This is a genomic window from uncultured Shewanella sp. (assembly GCF_947495455.1).
GTDB lineage: Bacteria > Pseudomonadota > Gammaproteobacteria > Enterobacterales > Shewanellaceae > Shewanella.
On the sequence record NZ_CANLZC010000215.1, the window covers coordinates 1 to 1,497 of the forward strand.

Annotated in this window: 1 protein-coding gene; it reads right to left on the reverse strand. The window is 39.1% G+C overall.

What is annotated here, in order from left to right; translation table 11 throughout:
* A partial coding sequence (locus tag Q0791_RS24800; protein WP_299011939.1) for a hypothetical protein occupies nucleotides 1-977 on the reverse strand: 977 nt, incomplete at its 3' end.
* Nucleotides 978-1,497 lie beyond the last annotated feature (520 nt).

Here is a 1,497-nt window from a genome sequence, read left to right on the forward strand (position 1 = left end):
TCGTTAATATCGGTATAGAGGCTGACGACATCACCAGCGATATTATCAGTGTCACTGGTGGCATAACCTGTAATAGTGACTGAGGTCTCAGACTCGGCATGATTGATCCAGTCATCGCCTGCGATGGAGGTGATATAAACGTCAGCCTCAGGGATGACGGTATCGACTTCTACTGTCAACTGATTAGTTGCAGTTGAGCTAAACCCTTCAGAGGTTGCTGAGTCTAGTTTGACAGTGAAGACTATATCATCGTTGACTATATCTATGCTCTTTAGAGTGTCACTACTGATGTCAATTGACCAAGTATTATCAGCTGAAGGGGTTGTGGTGCCGATTTTGGTGTCTGCGCCATTAATAGAGGCTAAGACTGTGATTGTTGAGTTGTTGAGGTAGTCACCACTAACTGTACCTGTCAGAGTTTGAGTTGAATGGTATTCATCGTTATTTAATATGTTGTCACCAAGATCGTCAATGGTTACTGTAATGCTAGGGGATATGCCTGAATGATATGTGTTAGTGAGATCGTTATCTGTATCGCTGTTTGAATCTAAGCCTACGTTATCGGGTGTATTCTTGTTGCTGGCATTAATTGATTGAGTGTCAAAGTTATTAGTAGCTGTGGCTTCTTGGCCAGTTCTGTGTATGTAAACGGGTTGGCTGCTCCCCTCATTATTGGAAAGGAGGTTATCAGTATCGCGACTATCGCGGTCTTTAGTTGTGTTTTGAAAATCAGCATCAAAAGGTATTACAGCATCACTATTTTGAATGTCTGCTTGAGTATAACTTTTATTATTGCTATTTGAGTTGAACTCGAACACAGCGCCGGGACTGTACTGTATGACTTCCCCAATTTGAACGACGTCTCCTACCTCAAGGGGTATAATTTCACCATTTGGTTTGATAACAAACAGCTCGCCTTTAATAATTGCTTTAAGGGTGAGATCTTGAGTCGCTTTAATAAAGATTGGTGCAGCCATAATACATTATCCTGTTTGCATTCATCCATGTGATAAAATTTAAGAAAGGGTGTGTTAGGGTAAGTTTATAATCACTCCCTTAACCTACTTAAGTCTAATAGGCTTCCTAGGGCTGTCAAATGAGAGAAAGTGGTAATTAGCGTGAAAAAAATATTAACAATATTTAAGAAGCCTTTTGATTACAATTGAATCTTTTTGTATCCAAAGGGCAAAGGGAGAGTTAATCATTAAAAAGGCAAGTGTACTTAAACAAGGTGTACCAGTAAGTTGAGTTTTTACTTTACCTATCAATAAGTATTAATACTTTTTGATAAATGCGTTACCAAGTGAAAGTTAATAGAAAAAGAAAATAATGGCGTGAAATGGCCTCAGCACTTCGATGAGGTTGACAGGTATCTTAGAGTGAATTTGGCTGACTCGATAGAAAAAACCACCTTGAAGGTGTAATGCCGATCATTTAACGATTTATTGATCGGTTGACTGATCGTTTAAATGCGTCAAAATCCGAGTCCTATCTCTA